Here is a 17774-nt window from a genome sequence, read left to right as displayed (position 1 = left end):
AAAATGAAAAGGCAGCCTAAACTGCCTTTAATCATCATCTGTATTATAATCAGTAATAATGCGATCTTTTTTCTCCTTCTTGGCCTGATACATATAGGTATCCGCGCGCTTAATTAAAGAATCAATCGTATCATCTTCTTTAACAACGGTAATGCCAATCGCCGCTTCACAATAGATTTTCTTGCCATCAACCACTTCGCAGCATTCTTCTGAAATCTTTTTGAGACGTCTGGCTGCGATAATGATTTCCTGGGGATCTCTTAACTGTAAGAGACCAACAAATTCATCACCGCCCCACCGGCAAAAACGATCTGTCTTGCGGCCATATTTACGTAAAGCAAGAGCGAGCATCCGCAAAATCGCATCACCGGCATCATGGCCATAAGTGTTATTGATGGCATGGAAGTTATTCATATCCGCAAAGAGAATCGCAAAAGGATGTTTGGTCCGCTGATAGGTTTCAATAGCTTCCGCAATACAGTTTTCCATATACTTTCTTCCCGGCAGGCATGTCAAAGCATCTCTGGTCGTGAGTTCATAGATCTTATTCACTAACGCCGCATCATAATCTTCCTGAATGAGTGGTACAAAGACCGAAACAAGCTCTAAGACCTGTCCTTTCTGATCTTTGATCGGCACAAGTGTATTTTGCATTAATAATTCTTTGCCATTTACCCGTTTCATAAACATTTGCGTCGTATAAGGCCGCCCAGTCGCCGCAGCGACCATCGCCGGACAGCTCATAGCCGGAATCGGCATCCCGCTTGTGAAGGCGCACCCTAAAGGCATATCCGTACATTTCTTTCCTTCCATCTCATGCGCTTTGAAGCCCAATAATTCTTCGGCTTTTTTATTCCAGTAAAGCAGCGTATGATCCGGCTTAATGACATAACAGCCAAATGGTAAATCGCTGATAATGGATCTGAGAAGCGTATTATATTCAGCGTTCTCTTCATAATGCATGATTTCAGCATGTTCATCAAAAAGGGTCCTCATCAAACGTTCATGTATCTCTGCAATATCTGGTGCATAGAGAATATGTGTTTTGACGCTCAAGGAAGCGAAATCCTGATCACTTACGCTCATAGCTTCTAAACCATCACAAATGGCATCAGCCATCTTTGTGAGCTCCTCTGGTGAATGTTTGGCAAGCGCAATCGCAAAACGATTCATCTCAAGGCATGTCATCGACGCTGGGGCGTTGACCACTTTGCTGATGACATCCTGGCACTGCTTTGTAAGATCATTTGACATCTTCTGCGCATCATCGTGCAGACTGACAAAAATGACACCAAAATATGTATTGTGCTGGCGATAATCTTTTTCCAAGATTTTCAATTGATCGACAAAAGCAGAAACCTCCAGCCACTTTGGCAAATGAAATCCACTTTGTTTGTAAGGAATATGGTCTTCATCAAAAAAGTAACCCATTAAACCAGTAATGTGACCATGTGCGTAGGTTGGCCACTGCGTTACATAAATGGTACGATTTTCGCCATTGAACGTTCCTTTGATCATGAAATGATCAAAGGACTTACCAGCGTGAAGCGTCGCTTCCTCCATTTGTCTGTAAGTATCATGATGAGATAACCAAGCAAAGTCGGCATCTGTTTTCCCCATAAGCTCTTCAGATGTTAAGCCGACATAATTCAAAAATGGCAACGATGCTCCGATATAACGATGTTTGCGGTCCTTCGCAAAAAATGGCATGGGACTTTTATAAATCAGATCAGGAAAAGAGGATTCATCTTTCTCCTGATCCTTGTCAATTTTCTTGATATCTTTATGGTCCTTTAATGATGATTCGCACATAGTCTCAGCTGCCTCCTCTAATCATAACTTTCTCATCCTCTTAAATAACAATGAGAGTATAAGACAATCCATGTTGATCTCCAGATGGACAAAGTGACTGTCTCATAGCTTGTTATAGTGTAATTCATTATTACAACTATATTACATTTTAAAGAGCAGAGAGACAAGCGAAAACACGAGATTTCTTCTTTATAAAAATAGAAAACATTTTGGAAAACAAAAAAAGTGCTCCCCAGCACTTTCTGTAAAAAAATTTCCCTTAAAAATAAAAATGGCGCAGCTTGAGGGATTCGAACCCCCGCGGGACTTGCATCCCCTGTCGGTTTTCAAGACCGATCCCTTCAGCCGGACTTGGGTAAAGCTGCGCGTTATTCAAATGGTGGTCTCAGCCGGAATCGAACCAGCGACACAAGGATTTTCAGTCCTTTGCTCTACCTACTGAGCTATGAGACCAAATGGCGGTCTGAACGGGGCTCGAACCCGCGACCTCCGCCGTGACAGGGCGGCATTCTAAACCAACTGAACTACCAGACCAAATGGTAGCGGGAGGGGGACTTGAACCCTCGACACTCCGGGTATGAACCGAATGCTCTAGCCAGCTGAGCTATCCCGCCAGAATATAAATGGTGGAGCTTATCGGGATCGAACCGGTGACCTCCTGCGTGCAAAGCAGGCGCTCTCCCAACTGAGCTAAAGCCCCATTAAATGGTCGGGAAGACAGGATTCGAACCTGCGACCCCCTGGTCCCAAACCAGGTGCACTACCAAGCTGTGCTACTTCCCGAATAAAGACAAATTAAAACATCATCGGATAAATGGGATGATGGAATTAATGAAATGGCGCAGCTTGAGGGATTCGAACCCCCGCGGGACTTGCATCCCCTGTCGGTTTTCAAGACCGATCCCTTCAGCCGGACTTGGGTAAAGCTGCGCGTTATTTAAATGGTGGTCTCAGCCGGAATCGAACCAGCGACACAAGGATTTTCAGTCCTTTGCTCTACCTACTGAGCTATGAGACCAAATGGCGGTCTGAACGGGGCTCGAACCCGCGACCTCCGCCGTGACAGGGCGGCATTCTAAACCAACTGAACTACCAGACCAAATGGTTGCGGGAGAAGGATTTGAACCAACGACCTCCGGGTTATGGGCCCGACGAGCTACCGGACTGCTCTATCCCGCGATATGAAATATGTGGTGGACCCTGTAGGACTCGAACCTACGACCAAGCGGTTATGAGCCGCCGACTCTAACCAACTGAGCTAAGGGTCCGACAAGATGTCACCTAACAAATAAAATGGTTGCGGGAGAAGGATTTGAACCAACGACCTCCGGGTTATGGGCCCGACGAGCTACCGGACTGCTCTATCCCGCGATATGAAGTTAAATATAAATGGTAGCGGGAGGGGGACTTGAACCCTCGACACTCCGGGTATGAACCGAATGCTCTAGCCAGCTGAGCTATCCCGCCAGAATATAAATGGTGGAGCTTATCGGGATCGAACCGGTGACCTCCTGCGTGCAAAGCAGGCGCTCTCCCAACTGAGCTAAAGCCCCATTAAATGGTCGGGAAGACAGGATTCGAACCTGCGACCCCCTGGTCCCAAACCAGGTGCACTACCAAGCTGTGCTACTTCCCGTTTTCATAAAAATGGCGCGCTAGACAGGAGTCGAACCCGTAACCTCTTGATCCGTAGTCAAGCACTCTATCCAATTGAGCTACTAGCGCAGATACATTTTTATAAGAATGGTGCCTCGGGCCGGAGTCGAACCGGCACGGAGTTTGAAGTCCGCAGGATTTTAAGTCCTGTGCGTCTACCAATTTCGCCACCGAGGCAAATGGAGGTTCCTGCCGGACTTGAACCGACGGTCGAAGAGTTGCAGTCTTCTGCCTTACCGACTTGGCTAAGGAACCACCTCTTTAGTTGTCTCACCGAGGGGGCTTTCCCTTGGTGCTCACTTAGTATACAATAGGATTTTAGATATTGCAACACTTTTCTTCATCTTTTTTTATGATGAATGTACACATTAGTCTTTTTTCCCCTATTTATCGGTCTCTTTTGGCGAAAAAAAAGAGGAAAGTTTTTCTTTCCCCTTCTATAAATGCGTACGACGCTTGCTCGATTCGATAAATAAGGCCTTTAAAGCGTCCTCATCATTATCTTTAATGGCATTCTTGATGAGGTCTAACTGCTCTTCAAAACGATTAATCGATCCTAATAAAAACGCTTTATTATTTAGGAACAGTTCGCTCCATAAGTCTTCATTAATATTCGCAATACGGGTTAAGTCTCTAAAGGAGTCGCCGATATACTTACCAGTATCATATTTCTGGGTATCACTGTTCATTAAAGCCACGGCAATAGCATGCGGCAGCTGTGATGTAAAGCCAATGATCTCGTCATGATCAGATGGACTCATAATCTTAACCGAATGGAACCCTAAGTCATGGGCAAAGCCTTCCATAAAGGCAATGGACTGCGGTTTATTAAGTGAATGCTGAACAACGATAAAGTTGGCATCCTGGAATACTTCGGCGCTCGCATATGCGTAGCCCTTCTTTTCCCGGCCGGCCATTGGATGGACAGAGATATATTCGACATCTTCAGGAATGATCTCTAAAGCCTGTTTGAGAAAGTAGGATTTGATCCCTACGGCATCAGAAACGATGCTGCCAGGCTTAAAAGTATTATTTCTAATAAAATCAAGCACTAACGAAGGATATAGAGAGATAATCGTTAAATCTGTTTCCGGAATAATATCATGAGGATCGGTATAGCCTTCAATAATACAGCCTTCTTTCTTGGCTTCATAGAGTGATTCCTGATTAATATCGACACCATAGACTTCATAACCTTTTCCCTTGAGGGCTTTGACGAAACTGCCGCCAATAACCCCTAAACCAACTACTGTAATTTTCATAGAGCCTCCTTGTAAAAAACGGGTAAGAACTCTTACCCGCGTTTTTCTTCCAGCATTTTCAGCTTGTAATCAATCAGTTTTCTTGATAAATCGACATAGTATTTATGTGGATATTCAAGACGGAAGATTTCATCCCACATTAAAGCGGACTGTTTCTTCACATTTTCACGAATTTCATCGAGCGTGTATTCTGGATAGATACACTGACCATCTTTAAAGACTGGTTTCTGCAGTTCGAAATATTCAAATTCCCCAGCTGGCAGCGTTTTATTTAACCATTTATCAAACTGTGAGTAGATTGTTAAATCATCATTCACATTGATTTTTTCATTAGCGAACATAATAATGTCCCCTAACGCTTTCTGGGTTTCTTTTTCAATTAAACGATAAACTTTCTTGTAACCAGGGTTGGTAATCTTTTCCGTATTTTCAGAGATTTTAATCTTTGGAATGATCTTGCCGTCTTTTTCGACCGCTGCCATTTTATAAACCCCACCAAAAACGGGTGCTGATTTAGAGGTAATCATATTTTCCCCAACACCGAAAGAATCAATTTTAGCCCCCTGCTCTAAAACGGAACGAATCAGATATTCGTCTAATGAGTTCGAAATAGAAATTTTCGCATCTGTTAAGCCCGCTACATCTAACATTGCTCGGGCTTTTTTCGTTAAGTAAGCAATATCACCGCTATCAATACGAATCCCCGCTAAGCGATGACCATTAGGAATCAGGACTTCTTCTGCCACACGAATGGCATTAGGAATCCCGCTCTTTAAAGTATCATAGGTATCCACTAATAAGATGCAGTTATCAGGATAGATTTCTGCATAAGCTTTGAAAGCTTCATATTCACTATCAAAAGACTGGACAAAGGAATGCGCCATTGTGCCTAAAACAGGAATCCCAAACATTTCCCCAGCTGATACCGTCGCAGTCCCTGAGGCTCCGCCAATATAAGCGGCACGGGCACCATAAGTAGCCCCATCATAGCCCTGTGCACGACGAGCGCCAAATTCCATAACAGGACGGCCTTTGGCTTCCTGCACCACACGATGCGCCTTCGTCGCAATCAGAGACTGATGATTGATCGTTACTAATAAGAAGGTTTCAATCAGCTGCGCTTCAATGATTGGGGCGCGCACTGTCACTAATGGTTCGTAAGGGAACACTGGTGTTCCTTCAGGAACAGCCCAGATATCTCCGGTAAACTTAAAATTCTTAAGATAATCTAAAAAGGCTTCATCAAAGATATGCAAGCTGCGTAAGTAATCCAAATCGCCATCACTAAAATGCATATCTTCAACAGCTTCAATTAACTGCTGTAAGCCAGCCGTAATAACTACCCCGCCGTTATCGGGGTTTTTACGATAAAACATATCGAAGTAGACAATTTCGTCCTTCATCCCCTTTTTAAAATAACTGTAGGACATTGTCAGTTCGTAAAAATCCATGACAAGCGTAATATTTCTTGCCCGATTGACATTATATTTCATAATTATTTCTCTCCTTGATTACTCACAATCATACATCTTTTCGCTTTTAAAATAAAGAAAATAATGTAATCAAATAGTGAATCATGACAATTCGTAATGTTCAATAGGAATCTCAATATCTTCATGACTTTGCATAAAAATCATTTCTGATAAAGAAGCGGGCTGAGCGAAGTAAAAACCTTGTTCATACTCACAGCCAATACGCTTTAAGAAATGGTGCTGAGCAGCTGTTTCGACCCCTTCGACTAAAGTCTGAATGCCTAACTGCTTTGCGACTTCAATAATCTTTTCGACAACTAAAGTATTCATTTGATCATCATGACCGTAATCTTTAATGAACTCGCGGTCAATCTTAATGAAATCATGGGGAAATTTATTGAGCACATTGAGAGAAGAATAGCCGCTGCCAAAATCATCAACCCACACTTTAAAGCCAGCCTGACGCAGAGCTTCAATTTGCTCTTTGAAAGGCTCCGGCATCTGGGGAATATCGCGTTCGGTGATTTCGATGACGATCATCCATGGCTGAGCATCATATTTTTCACATAAGTGAAGCAGTTTCTCTTTTAAATGCCCATCCTCAAAATCATCAACGCAGAAGTTGACCGAAACCGGCACAATTGGCAAATGCGCATCACGGCGTAACTTGATTTCTTCAAAAACCGTTTGGACCATATACATATCTAAGCGATGAATCAGATGATGTTCTTCTAACACCGGGATAAAAGCGGCTGGGGAAAGCATGTTATAATCAGGATCATGCCAGCGCGCTAACGCCTCAAAAGCATGTACCTGTCTGGTCTGACTATTTACAATCGGCTGATAAAAGACTTTGATCCACTTGTTTGATAACGCTTTTTCAAAGGTTTCTAAAATATACAGACGATCGAAATACTGCTTTTTCATTTCCATTGTAAAATACTGGACGATCGTTCGGCTATCTTCCTGATGGTATTTTGAAGCGTAAGACGCTTCATTCACAGCCCTTTTCAAATGCGACTTATTCCCTTCTAGTGGTAAACTGATACCGATATGAAGTGCCTGATTACCATTAAGAGAATAAGTATTGAGGCGTTTTTGCACCTGTTCCACTTTCTCCTGCAGCGTTTCATAACGATCTAAGACCATAAAGTGATCCCGCATCCCCTTTATGACCAGACCATGCGGAAAGAAGTCTCTTAAAATATCCGCCAAGTCCTGCAAGAGAAGATCCCCGGCTTTAAAACCATAGCGGTCATTATAACCCGTCATGCGCATAATATTGATATAGGCAATGCCAACGACAGCACGCCGACGCTTAAAAGCAGCTAAGTATTCCTCGCCAAAGAGTTCAAAGTAATGTTCATTTGGCAGCTTCGTCAGACGATCGATATAGTAGTAATCCTCTTCCTCAATGAAATAGCGCTGATCCGCCTCTTGCATATCCTTTTCAACGCTATTCATATCGGTATAAACGACATAAGCGATTTCTTCCTCTTCTGAAATCTTCTGCAGACTGCCTTCACAAAGAAAAATATGATAATCATCACTGCCCGGAATTTTCACCCTAACCATCGATTTATAAGAGCTCTCATGGTGCCAAAATTTTTGAGCATTTTCATAGAGCTTCCCCTTATCATCAGGATGCACATAGAGAAACATGCTTTCATCTAAATCGCGAATCAGTTCTTCTCTAGCAAGGTGAAAAAGATCGCAAAAGCCATCTGAAACCAGCAGCGTTTTGACGAAATGACGGCGTCGCTGATAAATCGCGATGGGAAAGTCCAAAGCTTCCATCGTTTGACGTTCTTGTTTTGAAATTTCGTACATGAGATGACCACCTTTCTTTTTTTATTTCCGCTTCATATTATCTAATTTGCGCCTTATTTTCAACGCTTTTTCGTTATTATAAAGAACATTTTCATAAATTGATTGTTTAGGATATCCAGGTGTCATATAAGAATCATTCCTATCAATAGATTTTATAAAATGAGACTAAAAAAACTTCCCGCAGGAAGTTAATCAATCGCTAATAGAAATGATAAGACGGCGCAGATGGCCCCCATGATAAAGGCATGATTACGGAATTTATTAAACGGTTTACGCAATTCTTCTTTGCCATAGCCAAGCAAGGCGATCACTAAGGGGGTCACCATATAAATAATAGCATCGATAAACCATAACATCCCCATATCACCAAAGCCGCCAGAAATGGTATCATACATTTTAAAGATCGAAGTCGTATCCTGAGCCGAAACCACCAGCCAGGCTGCCAGCATAAAGATCAGCGAGACAATAAAGCAGCGTTTGACATAGTCAAAGACATCATCAAAGTTAGGCACATTGATCTCTTTAAAAAGTGAGATAATGGTAATGACCATTAACGCTAAAACCGCAAAGAAATCAATAAAGTTAATAATTTTTGCGAGATTGTAAAATGTAGAAAACATAAAGGCCTCCTAAAGCATACTCAAAAATCTTAAGATATTATCAAAGATGGTGGTAAATAACCGCATCAGATTGCGTCCGACAATACCGCCGACCCGGGCAAGCGCATTATTACTAAACTGAATATTCAGGAAATAATTAAAAGTGTTTTTAAAGATCGCGCCAATCGAAGAAAAGAGTTTCACAAACACTTGTCCCACTTCACTATAATGACCACTCATCACAAATAGTACCAGGCTATAAACAAATGCAATAGCGCTGATCAGTAAAGCGATAAGCGTGACATAATGAATGATCCGATAAGCGCCGCTTTGCGCACTTTGTCTTGCCCATGTGTCTTTCACTTGGGCGGCGCGACTAAACGCGAAGTGCTTCATGCGCCCATTTGCACGGTTTTCCCTTCTGTCTTCCTCTGGCACCTCCGATGCCCGCCGTGGTCGCTGCGCTGACGGTTGATGACGCGACTGCGTGCGCGTTTGTCTGGTGCGTCGCGTTGCGGCTTGTCCTAAATCCTTTTGGAACTCTTCCTCACTCATCATACTACGCTTTTTAAAGCGATCAAAGGCATCATCACCACTTGCCTCAGATTCAATACGATTAAGGGCCTCGGCAAGTTCACGTTTGGAGATTTTCTTATGACAGTGCGTGCAGCGACTTTCATTAATATCATTGAACGTTCCGCACTTTTCGCAGACCCAATATTCCTGTGCCATGTCATCGCCTCCTTGCAATGCCCTATTTTTACCATTATTCATTTAAAAAATCAAGTCTCCCTCACATCTGATAAAAGATTATTATAAATTTACTTTTCATTCAGAAATTTGTGACTATAATGATAACGAAAGGAGTTCATCATGGACGATCAATATCTTGAGTGTGAGAAATATTATGTCTTTCTGATGCTCATCTGTGTGGCTGGTTTTTATGGCGGTTATACCTTATCCGTCAAGGGCGGTATTTTTGCCAATGCCCAAACCGCTAATATTTGCCTTCTAGGGATAGCTATCGGGACACATAATTTCAGTAAGATTTATACAATCATCGCCTCTTTCACTGCTTATTTCCTGGGCACGATCTTTTCTGAACAAAGCGCCTGGAAACTGAAGCATCTGAATATTATCCGCTGGGATACTTTTCTGATTTTATTAGAACTGATCTTAGTTACAGCACTTGGCGCGAGCGCTTCTTTTTTACCAGATTTTATTTATCCGATTGTCATCAACTTTATTTGTGCGATGCAGTTCAATACCTTCCGCCAGGCAGAAGGTGTCGGCATGGCAACCACTTTCGTCACCAACCACGTGCGTCAGACCGGCAGCTGGTTAGTCCGTTACCTGCGAAAAAGACATCAGAAAAAATATCTCTATCGCGCTTTACATCATTTCGGCATGATTATTGCCTTCTGTGTGGGCGCCGCGTTATCTAGCGGTCTCGGTCTCCATTTTGGCGGTCACGCTTTGTTGTTTGCGGATCTGCCTCTCGCTTACTTATTATTTATCTTCTTACGGGCCGACTTAATCACTGAGCGTAACATTGCCGATAAAACGCCACACGGCCACTAAAAAACGAGATCACATGATCTCGTTTTTGCTTATTTATATTTAATCCCGTTCCAGTAAATCGGTGAAGTCACTTCGGCGATCTCTGGCAGTGTAACATCTTTTAATGCCCATTTCTTAAATTCTTCAAAGCCGGTACGATCGACAATATAACCGATATGTTCCTTGCCGCCTGGGGCATTCGGATCGATATATTTTTCAACATACGCATACGTATTTTTAATAATCTTAATGATGCTTTCTTCATCAATCCATTTAATCCAGTCTACCCCTAAACGTGGGTTCTTCTTCCCGGTACGGCCGAAGATCGTTAATTTATAGTACTTCTTCTGTGAGCGTGTCCATGCCGCATTCGGACAAGCCAAAACGCATTCCCCGCAGCCCAGGCATGTTTCTTCATTGCGCACAGGGCGGAAATTCATCGCCTGCAGGGCCCCAACGCTCTTTTTCTTACAGCGTTTAATGCAGGCACCGCAGCTGATGCAGCGATTGGGATCTAACTGTGGCATCGTCATCCCGATAATGCCAAAGTCATGCATACGCACTTTCGCACAATCATTATGACAGCCAGTAAAACAAACCTTGAAATGTAAGTCATTAGGGAAAATTTCCTTTTCTACTTTCCGGGCAAAAGCCGTCGTATCATAGTTGCCGTAAGGACAAATGGAATTACCGACACAAGCCATAATATTTCTTGTTCCGGAAGCCGAATAACCTTTGCCTTTTTCTTCCTGATTAATGCCCATGCCTTCAATTACCGGCTGCAGCATTGCATTGACTTTATCCATATCTTCAAAAGGAATACCCGGAATTTCAAAGCCCTGACGCAGCGTTAAATGAATCGTTCCATTGCCATACGTTTCCGCAATATCCTGTAAGACTGATAAATATTTTGCATCCATCCGTCCCCCTGGGACACGGACACGTGAAGCGGCGATCCCGCGTTCTTTCGTAACACGGAAGGCATTTTTCTTTAACTGTTTTGTATTAACATCCATAATTCTTCCCCCTAATCAATGAGATGCTTGCCTTTTTCATAATTGAAGACCGGTCCATCTAAGCAGACATACTGATCACCGATGCGACAGTGACCACATTTGCCCAGACCACAGCACATTTTACGTTCCTGAGAAATCCACACTTGATGATCCTCTAAGCCAAGCTGCAATAATGCCATTACGGAAAAGTGCATCATCGCCGGTGGACCAACGACAATAGCCGCCACCTGTGATAAGTCTTCAAACTGTAAATCCGGAATATATTTGGTCACTAAACCGATATGATGATCAGCTGTTTCTTCGCCTGCATCTAACGTTAAAATCAGATTGGCTTTTTCTTTGTATCTTGGATAATCATCCTTGAAAAGAATATCATCAGCTGATTTATAGCCATTAATAATCGTTAGTGAGCGACATTCATCAGGATGCTCGGTGAAATAGTTCATGACACCGCGTACGGGCGATACCCCCGTCCCGCCGGCCACGATGACGATATCTTTGCCTTTGTAATTATTGACATCAAAGCCATTGCCATAAGGACCACGCATAAAAAGCGTATCACCGACATAATGTTCAAAAATTTCATGAGTGACATGGCCGACTTTACGGATCGTTAAATCGACAAAGCCATCCCCGATCCCACTGACAGAAATCGGTGCTTCGCCAAATTTAGGAATGGACACTTCAAAGAACTGTCCAGGCAGCACATCCCCTTCATAAGACATGCGGAAGGTATATTCAATCGCTGTATGTGGAATAACTTCTAAAACCTTAGAAAGAAAAGGAACATATTCATTTTTAGTCATTGCCGGTAACCTCCTTCATGCCATCTTCTAATTTATTAATAATATTTGAGAATGAGATATATTCTGGGCAAATATCATCACAGCGTCCGCAGCCGACACACATATGATAGTCTTCGCGTTTCTTATAGTCATAAACCTTATGCATCACTTTAAAACGCATACGGTCACCGTTTTTCTTACGGTAACTGCCGCCTCCAGCCACATCAGTGAAACCATCTACCATACAAGACGCTAAGACGCGGCGACGTTCCCCAGCTTTGCCATTTTCACTGTAGAACAAGTCCTGCATGCTCCAGCAGGTGCAGGTTGGGCAGACAAAATTACAGCGCCCGCAGTTAATGCAGCGGCTATCATATTCCCGCCACAGCGAACTTTTCGCAATGCGTTCATCTAAGTTTTCTGGAATATGAACATGCACTTCATTGTCTTTCACATGCGCTGGCACAATCTCCTGCGTTGCGACCGCTAAGTCTTCTAAAAGCGTTTCCAACTGGTCCCATTTATTATCTAACGCATAAAGATCACCCTGCACATCTACACTAAGATCATAATTGTCTGAAATGTTAGTGCCCATATCAACGCAAAAGCAGTTTTTAAAACTATGATCACAGCCCATTAACACAAAATGCACGCGATCACGTAACCGTTTATAGTAATAGTCTGGCTGACCATTACGTAAATACATATCATCAAGTCTTCTTAAGCCATGTAAATCACAGCTGCGTAAGAAGACGATTGCTCCTTTTTTAGGCGCATCCGCTTCTTTTACGGAATCTTCGGTAAAATAGAATAATGTCTGTGAAATTGGGGTCAGCACTTCTTTAAACGAGTAATCTGATTTTTTGTCAAATACGACTTCTTCAATAGACTGAATTTCCCCATAGCGGATACAGTCTGTTTCAGAAAAACGACCACCGCCCACAAAACATTTAGGGGCATAAACCACATACTCGTCACGTAAAGATGCGAGCAGCTGATTCATCCCTTCTTTATTTAATAAATAACCCATACTGTCCTCCTCAAGAGAAAAAGCTCTCCTGTATCATCCTAATACAGAAAGAGCTTTCATACCGTGAGATTACTCACGTCTTGTGTAATTTTTATTTTTTTATTAATGCATCGAGATCATAAATAATACATCGACCATGAATAATCGAGACCAAATGAGCATTTGATAACTTTTTGATCGTCCGCGAAACACTTTCCCGATTGGATCCCACCAGCTGTGCTAAAAGCGTAATCGATAAATCAAAAGGAATGACAATGCCTTCTTCCTTTTCAATACCATAATCATGGCCAATCTTCCATAACTTGGCACTAACCTGATCTTCTAAGATCATCATTTTAGTCGTATTAGCCACCTGGCGATACAGTTTACGAATCTTTTTCGCCATCGAAGCCATAAAAAGCTGCGTGAAATAAAAATCCTGGGCCATAATTTCTAACATCTGAGCGCGCGTTAAGCTGACCACTTCCAGATTACTGAGCGCTTTCGCATTGATTGAAGAACTTTGCCCATCGATAATCACTTCATTAATCAGATCACCGCTGCCAAGTAAAAAGATACTGCGTAAATTATCATTATGATTAATCCGATCTAAGACGACATAGCCGCTAACGATCATGTATATTCTTTCGACATGATCACGTACATTGAAGAGATATGTCCCTTTATGTACTTTTTCGACAATGCCGTAAGTGATGAGTTTGGTTTTTGAAGCGGGTGATGCCTCTTTGAAAAGCGGCATCGTTTCAACGATTTGACGAATATGCATCGTTTGACCTAAAAAAGCAGGCGGAGCCTACTTTTTTGCCAGTTTATTAAGCGCATCACGAGCTGCATGCTGCTCGGCTTTCTTTTTTGAAGAGCCTTCGCCAATGCCTAATACCATATCATCTGCGACCGCTTCAATCACAAAAGTTGGCGCATTGGCCGGCCCGCTCGAGCTCACTAAGCGATAATTCACAGATTTGCGATCATCCGCCTGAATGAGTTCCTGCAGCTTTGTTTTATAATCACGGATATCTTCATAAGAATCTAGATCTTTAACATGTTTAAAGATCGTTCGCTCTAAAATCTTTAACACTTCATCCTTCCCACAGTCTAAATAAACCGCTCCAACAAAGGATTCATAAATATCGCAAAGCGTCCCGCTGCGCTGACGGCCGCCGCTTTTTTCTTCCCCAACACCTAAATAAAGGAGTTCATCTAAGCCTAACTCTACCGCAAAACGAGAAAGTGATTCTTCACGCACCAGTTTACTACGTAAAGTCGTCAGTTCCCCTTCCGGATAAGATGGGAATTTCTTAAAAATAAACTCTGAGACATATAACTGTAAAACAGCATCACCCATGAACTCTAAACGTTCATAATCATGAATTGGTTTAGCCGATTCATTGGCATAGGATGAGTGGGTAAAGGCTTCCTTATATAAACGTAAATTGGTAAAAGGAATTTGCTCCTTCTGTAAATAATCTAAGATTTTCATGACTGTGTGAGACCTTCTTTCATTTTAGTCACAACATCTTCAGCGACCATCGTATAAGCGAGCTCCATGGCCGAACGCACTGCGCGCGCATCAGAGCCGCCATGGGCTTTGACAATAGCTTTTGAAAAGCCCATCATTAAAGCGCCGCCAACTGATTTATAATCAAAAGCGCTTAATTCTTTTTTCAGATTATCTTTAATCAGTAAAGCACCTAACTTGCTTTTCGTAGAGCCAAGCATCGCTTTCTTCATCACTTTCATGAGACCTAAAGCCGTCCCTTCCATTGATTTTAAAGCAATATTGCCGGCAAAACCATCGCTGACGATAACATCGCAGTTACCATCTAACAATTCACGGCCTTCGATATTACCATCAAATTGAATGACCTTTTCTTCTTTTAATAACTTGTATGCATCCTGGTGAACCTGATCCCCTTTATGATCTTCAGCGCCAATATTTAATAAACGTACACTTGGTTTATTAATATGGCGGACATATTTGGCATACACTGATCCCATGATGGCAAACTGACGCAGCTGCTCAGCCGTATTTTCCGCATTCGCACCAACATCTAATAAACAAGAGCCTTTGCCATTGAAAGTTGGTAAAACAGCCATCAGGCAGGAACGTTCCACCCCTTCTAGTCTTTTCACAAATAACATGGCACCGGTAAAAAAGGCCCCCGTAGAGCCGCATGATACAACGCCATCGACTTCATCTTTACGAGCCATCATCAAGGCCTTCACCATGGAAGATTCTTTCTGGCGACGAACGCCTAATGGCGAATCTGTCATCTTGACAACTTCGCGGGCATCAACGATTTCCACGTTTGCAAGATCTTTTAATTCCTCTAATTCTTCTTGTTTGCCAACGACATAAAGTGTGACATCACCATGATCTTTGACGAACATTTTACAGGCTTCGACAACTTCATGGGAGCCTAAGTCACCACTCATGGCATCAATTGCTAATTTCATGATCTTCACCTCAATGCGAAATTATACCATAGTTAATCGACATATTCATTACCAGTTTTAATATTTTGTTTGACGATCTCAATATAATCTTTGTATTCTCCATACTTATAGTAATCTACTAATAATGCTCGCGCATCATCGCGGGCAATTTTCAATAAATCAAAGTCCTTAATAATATCCCCTAAGACAAAACTAGGGACCCCGCTTTGTCTTTGTCCGAGCACTTCTCCAGGTCCTCTAATCTTTAAGTCATACTTTGAAATTTCATAGCCATCATTGGTGCTTTCGACAAAACGCAAGCGATCAATCGCTTCTTTATTGGTACTTGTCGAAAGCAGGTAACAGCGTCCCTGCACATCCCCACGGCCAATTCGGCCACGTAACTGATGGATCTGTGATAAACCGAAGCGTTCAGCATCATAGATCACCATCATATTCGCATTTTTCACATCGATGCCGACTTCAATAACTGTCGTAGATACTAAAATTTGCACTTTATTATCATGGAAGTCATTCATCACCTGATTTTTTTCTTCATCCGAAAGACCGCCGTGTAATAAGCCGACATGATACTTACCTTGGAAATATTTCGACATTGCTTCATACACCTGGGTGACACTTTTTAACGGATAATCACTTTGCTCATTGATCATCGGACAAATGACATACACCTGACCGCCGCTAGCGAGGTACGCCAACAAATCTTTTAAGAAAGGTTTCATACTATTACCAGGCACATATTTCGTCATTTTTTCTTTCCGGCCTGATGGCAGGGCATGAATTTCTGAGACATCCATATCGCCAAATAAAGAGAGCGCTAAGGTACGAGGAATCGGCGTTGCCGACATAACGAGAAAATCAACGCTTTCCCCTTTTTCTTTGAGAGCTTTACGCTGCTTTACACCAAAACGATGCTGCTCATCGGTAATCACTAAACCTAATTGGCTATACTCGACTTTCTCCTGAAAGAGTGCATGGGTCCCAACAATCACATCGATCTCACCATTGGCGAGACGCGTGTAAACATCTTCTTTTTCTTTCGTGCTCATCGAGCCAGTTAATAAGGCTAATGAGAGTTCACTCTCTTTAAAAAAGCTATGCAAAGTTTCGTAATGCTGGGCAGCTAAAACTTCCGTTGGCGCCATTAATGCCCCCTGATAACCGGCTAAATAGTTAGCATAAAGCGCAATGGAAGAAACGACGGTTTTCCCGCTGCCGACATCCCCCTGTAAAAAACGATACATCATTCGGGGACGCTGTAAGTCTGCCAAGATATCTAAAACCGCTTTTTGCTGATCTTTGGTAAGGGTAAAAGGAAGCGTGCGCAAAAAAGCATTGAGCGCCTGATGATCAAAAGTTTTCGCGATGCCGACACTTTGTTCTCGCTGCATTTTGATATACTGCATCGTGACTTCAAACTTTAAAAACTCTTCATATTTCAACATTTTCATCCCTTCCCCCATCATCTCATGATTAGCCGGGAAGTGGACGTTATATAAAGCGGTTTTCTTATCAACGAGATGATGTTTCTCATGGAAGTCAATCGGCACAAAGTCATCAAAATCATTCACTAAAGATAAGGCCTTTTTCACGTAATTAGAAAACATCTTATTGGTGAGCCCTTCTTTCAGGGAATATACCGGATGCATTCCTTCCTGCGCCTGCAAGTCTTTTAAAAGCAGCTGACTAGCGGTAATGCGATGCCCATTCATTTTGCCAATAATCGTCACTTTCTTACCAGTCGTTAAGGCATTCACTAAGAAATGGCGATTAAAGATCGTCACATTATAAGTCTCGCCATAAATCTCCACATTCACGCTTAAACGCGATAATCGTCCTTTAAAAAAGACCTTCGGATGATCCGCCACATAGCCTTCAACTAAGATCTTGCCTTCTTCATCGGCGGGCCATTTTTCATTGAATTCCTCATAACGATAAGGTAAATGGGCAATCACATCCTTAAGTGTATATAAGCCGCTTTCGTGCATTAATGCAATACGCTGCTTACTCGTTGTTAATCGACGCAGTTCTTCCATAGTCTCACCTCTTTATTTTTCATTTTATCATGTTTCCTATTTTCTTTCAAAACCAGTGCTGTAAAGCGCATACAAAAAAGTCATATTTTATCTTCCCTATGTATATGATATGTGATAAAATAATCTTGCGGGCATGAAAATGTCATATCGCACTACTTTTCTTTTCCACTTGTTTTACAAGTGGTTTTTTTACGCATGCCGATTGATTGACAACAAAGCGTTTATCTTTATAATAATGAAAGGAAAGAAAGAGGCGATC

At 42.3% G+C, this 17774-nt stretch carries 14 protein-coding genes and 18 tRNA genes; 1 reads left to right on the top strand and 31 read right to left on the bottom strand.

Annotation, left to right across the window (positions count from 1 at the left end; all coding sequences use genetic code 11):
- Positions 1 to 27: 27 nt before the first annotated feature.
- From SG0102_RS05740 to SG0102_RS05625, 24 genes are all read right to left on the bottom strand, one after another.
- On the bottom strand, positions 28 to 1812 hold the full coding sequence (locus tag SG0102_RS05740; protein WP_125119066.1) for a sensor domain-containing diguanylate cyclase: 1785 nt from the start codon (positions 1810 to 1812) through the stop codon (positions 28 to 30).
- 272 nt (positions 1813 to 2084) lie between these two features.
- Positions 2085 to 2177 (bottom strand) — tRNA-Ser (locus tag SG0102_RS05735).
- A 12-nt stretch (positions 2178 to 2189) separates the two neighbouring features.
- A tRNA-Phe gene (locus SG0102_RS05730) sits at positions 2190 to 2265 on the bottom strand.
- 3 nt (positions 2266 to 2268) lie between these two features.
- Positions 2269 to 2346: transfer RNA gene (locus SG0102_RS05725), tRNA-Asp, on the bottom strand.
- A 3-nt stretch (positions 2347 to 2349) separates the two neighbouring features.
- Positions 2350 to 2426: transfer RNA gene (locus SG0102_RS05720), tRNA-Met, on the bottom strand.
- Positions 2427 to 2436: 10 nt separating this feature from the next.
- A tRNA-Ala gene (locus SG0102_RS05715) sits at positions 2437 to 2512 on the bottom strand.
- 6 nt (positions 2513 to 2518) lie between these two features.
- Positions 2519 to 2595, bottom strand: a tRNA-Pro gene (locus SG0102_RS05710).
- Between the two features lie 54 nt (positions 2596 to 2649).
- A tRNA-Ser gene (locus tag SG0102_RS05705) sits at positions 2650 to 2742 on the bottom strand.
- A gap of 12 nt (positions 2743 to 2754) precedes the next feature.
- Positions 2755 to 2830 (bottom strand) — tRNA-Phe (locus SG0102_RS05700).
- Positions 2831 to 2833: 3 nt separating this feature from the next.
- Positions 2834 to 2911: transfer RNA gene (locus SG0102_RS05695), tRNA-Asp, on the bottom strand.
- 3 nt (positions 2912 to 2914) lie between these two features.
- A tRNA-Met gene (locus SG0102_RS05690) sits at positions 2915 to 2991 on the bottom strand.
- Positions 2992 to 3003: 12 nt separating this feature from the next.
- Positions 3004 to 3080, bottom strand: a tRNA-Ile gene (locus SG0102_RS05685).
- A gap of 26 nt (positions 3081 to 3106) precedes the next feature.
- A tRNA-Met gene (locus SG0102_RS05680) sits at positions 3107 to 3183 on the bottom strand.
- 19 nt (positions 3184 to 3202) lie between these two features.
- Positions 3203 to 3279 (bottom strand) — tRNA-Met (locus SG0102_RS05675).
- Positions 3280 to 3289: 10 nt separating this feature from the next.
- Positions 3290 to 3365 (bottom strand) — tRNA-Ala (locus tag SG0102_RS05670).
- 6 nt (positions 3366 to 3371) lie between these two features.
- A tRNA-Pro gene (locus tag SG0102_RS05665) sits at positions 3372 to 3448 on the bottom strand.
- 12 nt (positions 3449 to 3460) lie between these two features.
- Positions 3461 to 3537: transfer RNA gene (locus SG0102_RS05660), tRNA-Arg, on the bottom strand.
- Positions 3538 to 3556: 19 nt separating this feature from the next.
- A tRNA-Leu gene (locus SG0102_RS05655) sits at positions 3557 to 3645 on the bottom strand.
- A gap of 3 nt (positions 3646 to 3648) precedes the next feature.
- Positions 3649 to 3723: transfer RNA gene (locus SG0102_RS05650), tRNA-Cys, on the bottom strand.
- 182 nt (positions 3724 to 3905) lie between these two features.
- Complete coding sequence (locus SG0102_RS05645; protein ID WP_125119065.1) at positions 3906 to 4730, bottom strand: prephenate dehydrogenase; 825 nt, start codon at positions 4728 to 4730, stop codon at positions 3906 to 3908.
- A 32-nt stretch (positions 4731 to 4762) separates the two neighbouring features.
- Positions 4763 to 6223 (bottom strand): nicotinate phosphoribosyltransferase, encoded by a 1461-nt coding sequence (locus tag SG0102_RS05640; RefSeq protein ID WP_125119064.1) that lies wholly within the window; start codon positions 6221 to 6223, stop codon positions 4763 to 4765.
- Between the two features lie 81 nt (positions 6224 to 6304).
- Entirely contained in the window at positions 6305 to 8032 is a 1728-nt protein-coding gene (locus SG0102_RS05635) for a GGDEF domain-containing phosphodiesterase (RefSeq protein ID WP_125119063.1), read from the bottom strand.
- Positions 8033 to 8220: 188 nt separating this feature from the next.
- The gene (locus tag SG0102_RS05630; protein WP_125119062.1) at positions 8221 to 8652 is read right to left on the bottom strand and encodes a hypothetical protein; all 432 of its coding nucleotides are present in this window, start codon (positions 8650 to 8652) and stop codon (positions 8221 to 8223) included.
- Positions 8653 to 8661: 9 nt separating this feature from the next.
- A complete protein-coding gene (locus SG0102_RS05625; RefSeq protein ID WP_125119061.1) occupies positions 8662 to 9363 on the bottom strand; it encodes a hypothetical protein in 702 nt (233 codons plus the stop codon).
- A gap of 141 nt (positions 9364 to 9504) precedes the next feature.
- Here SG0102_RS05625 and SG0102_RS05620 point away from each other — a divergent pair, with 141 nt between their 5' ends.
- The gene (locus tag SG0102_RS05620; protein WP_125119060.1) at positions 9505 to 10212 is read left to right on the top strand and encodes a YoaK family protein; all 708 of its coding nucleotides are present in this window, start codon (positions 9505 to 9507) and stop codon (positions 10210 to 10212) included.
- Positions 10213 to 10241: 29 nt separating this feature from the next.
- Here SG0102_RS05620 and asrC read toward each other — a convergent pair whose 3' ends face one another.
- From asrC to recG, 7 genes are all read right to left on the bottom strand, one after another.
- Positions 10242 to 11207 (bottom strand): sulfite reductase subunit C, encoded by a 966-nt coding sequence (asrC, locus tag SG0102_RS05615; protein WP_125119059.1) that lies wholly within the window; start codon positions 11205 to 11207, stop codon positions 10242 to 10244.
- Between the two features lie 11 nt (positions 11208 to 11218).
- Entirely contained in the window at positions 11219 to 12013 is a 795-nt protein-coding gene (asrB, locus tag SG0102_RS05610; protein WP_125119058.1) for an anaerobic sulfite reductase subunit AsrB, read from the bottom strand.
- Positions 12006 to 13022 carry an anaerobic sulfite reductase subunit AsrA gene (gene asrA, locus SG0102_RS05605; protein WP_125119057.1) on the bottom strand — a complete coding sequence of 339 codons (1017 nt, stop codon included), beginning with the start codon at positions 13020 to 13022 and terminating at the stop codon, positions 12006 to 12008. Before asrA ends, asrB begins: the two co-directional genes overlap by 8 nt.
- A 91-nt stretch (positions 13023 to 13113) precedes the next feature.
- The gene (locus SG0102_RS05600) at positions 13114 to 13788 is read right to left on the bottom strand and encodes a Crp/Fnr family transcriptional regulator (protein WP_125119056.1); all 675 of its coding nucleotides are present in this window, start codon (positions 13786 to 13788) and stop codon (positions 13114 to 13116) included.
- A gap of 27 nt (positions 13789 to 13815) precedes the next feature.
- Positions 13816 to 14502, bottom strand: coding sequence for a ribonuclease III (gene rnc / locus SG0102_RS05595; protein WP_125119055.1), 687 nt, complete (start codon positions 14500 to 14502; stop codon positions 13816 to 13818).
- Entirely contained in the window at positions 14499 to 15479 is a 981-nt protein-coding gene (plsX, locus tag SG0102_RS05590; RefSeq protein ID WP_170162783.1) for a phosphate acyltransferase PlsX, read from the bottom strand. The genes rnc and plsX overlap by 4 nt, the downstream gene beginning before the upstream one ends.
- Before the next feature lie 32 nt (positions 15480 to 15511).
- Complete coding sequence (gene recG, locus SG0102_RS05585) at positions 15512 to 17515, bottom strand: ATP-dependent DNA helicase RecG (RefSeq protein ID WP_125119054.1); 2004 nt, start codon at positions 17513 to 17515, stop codon at positions 15512 to 15514.
- Positions 17516 to 17774: the final 259 nt, after the last annotated feature.

The sequence above is a fragment of the Intestinibaculum porci genome (assembly GCF_003925875.1).
In the GTDB taxonomy this organism is placed as follows: Bacteria; Bacillota_I; Bacilli_A; order Erysipelotrichales; family Coprobacillaceae; genus Intestinibaculum; species Intestinibaculum porci.
Note: the sequence above shows the minus strand (reverse complement) of the source record. Positions and strands in the feature narration are given on the sequence as shown.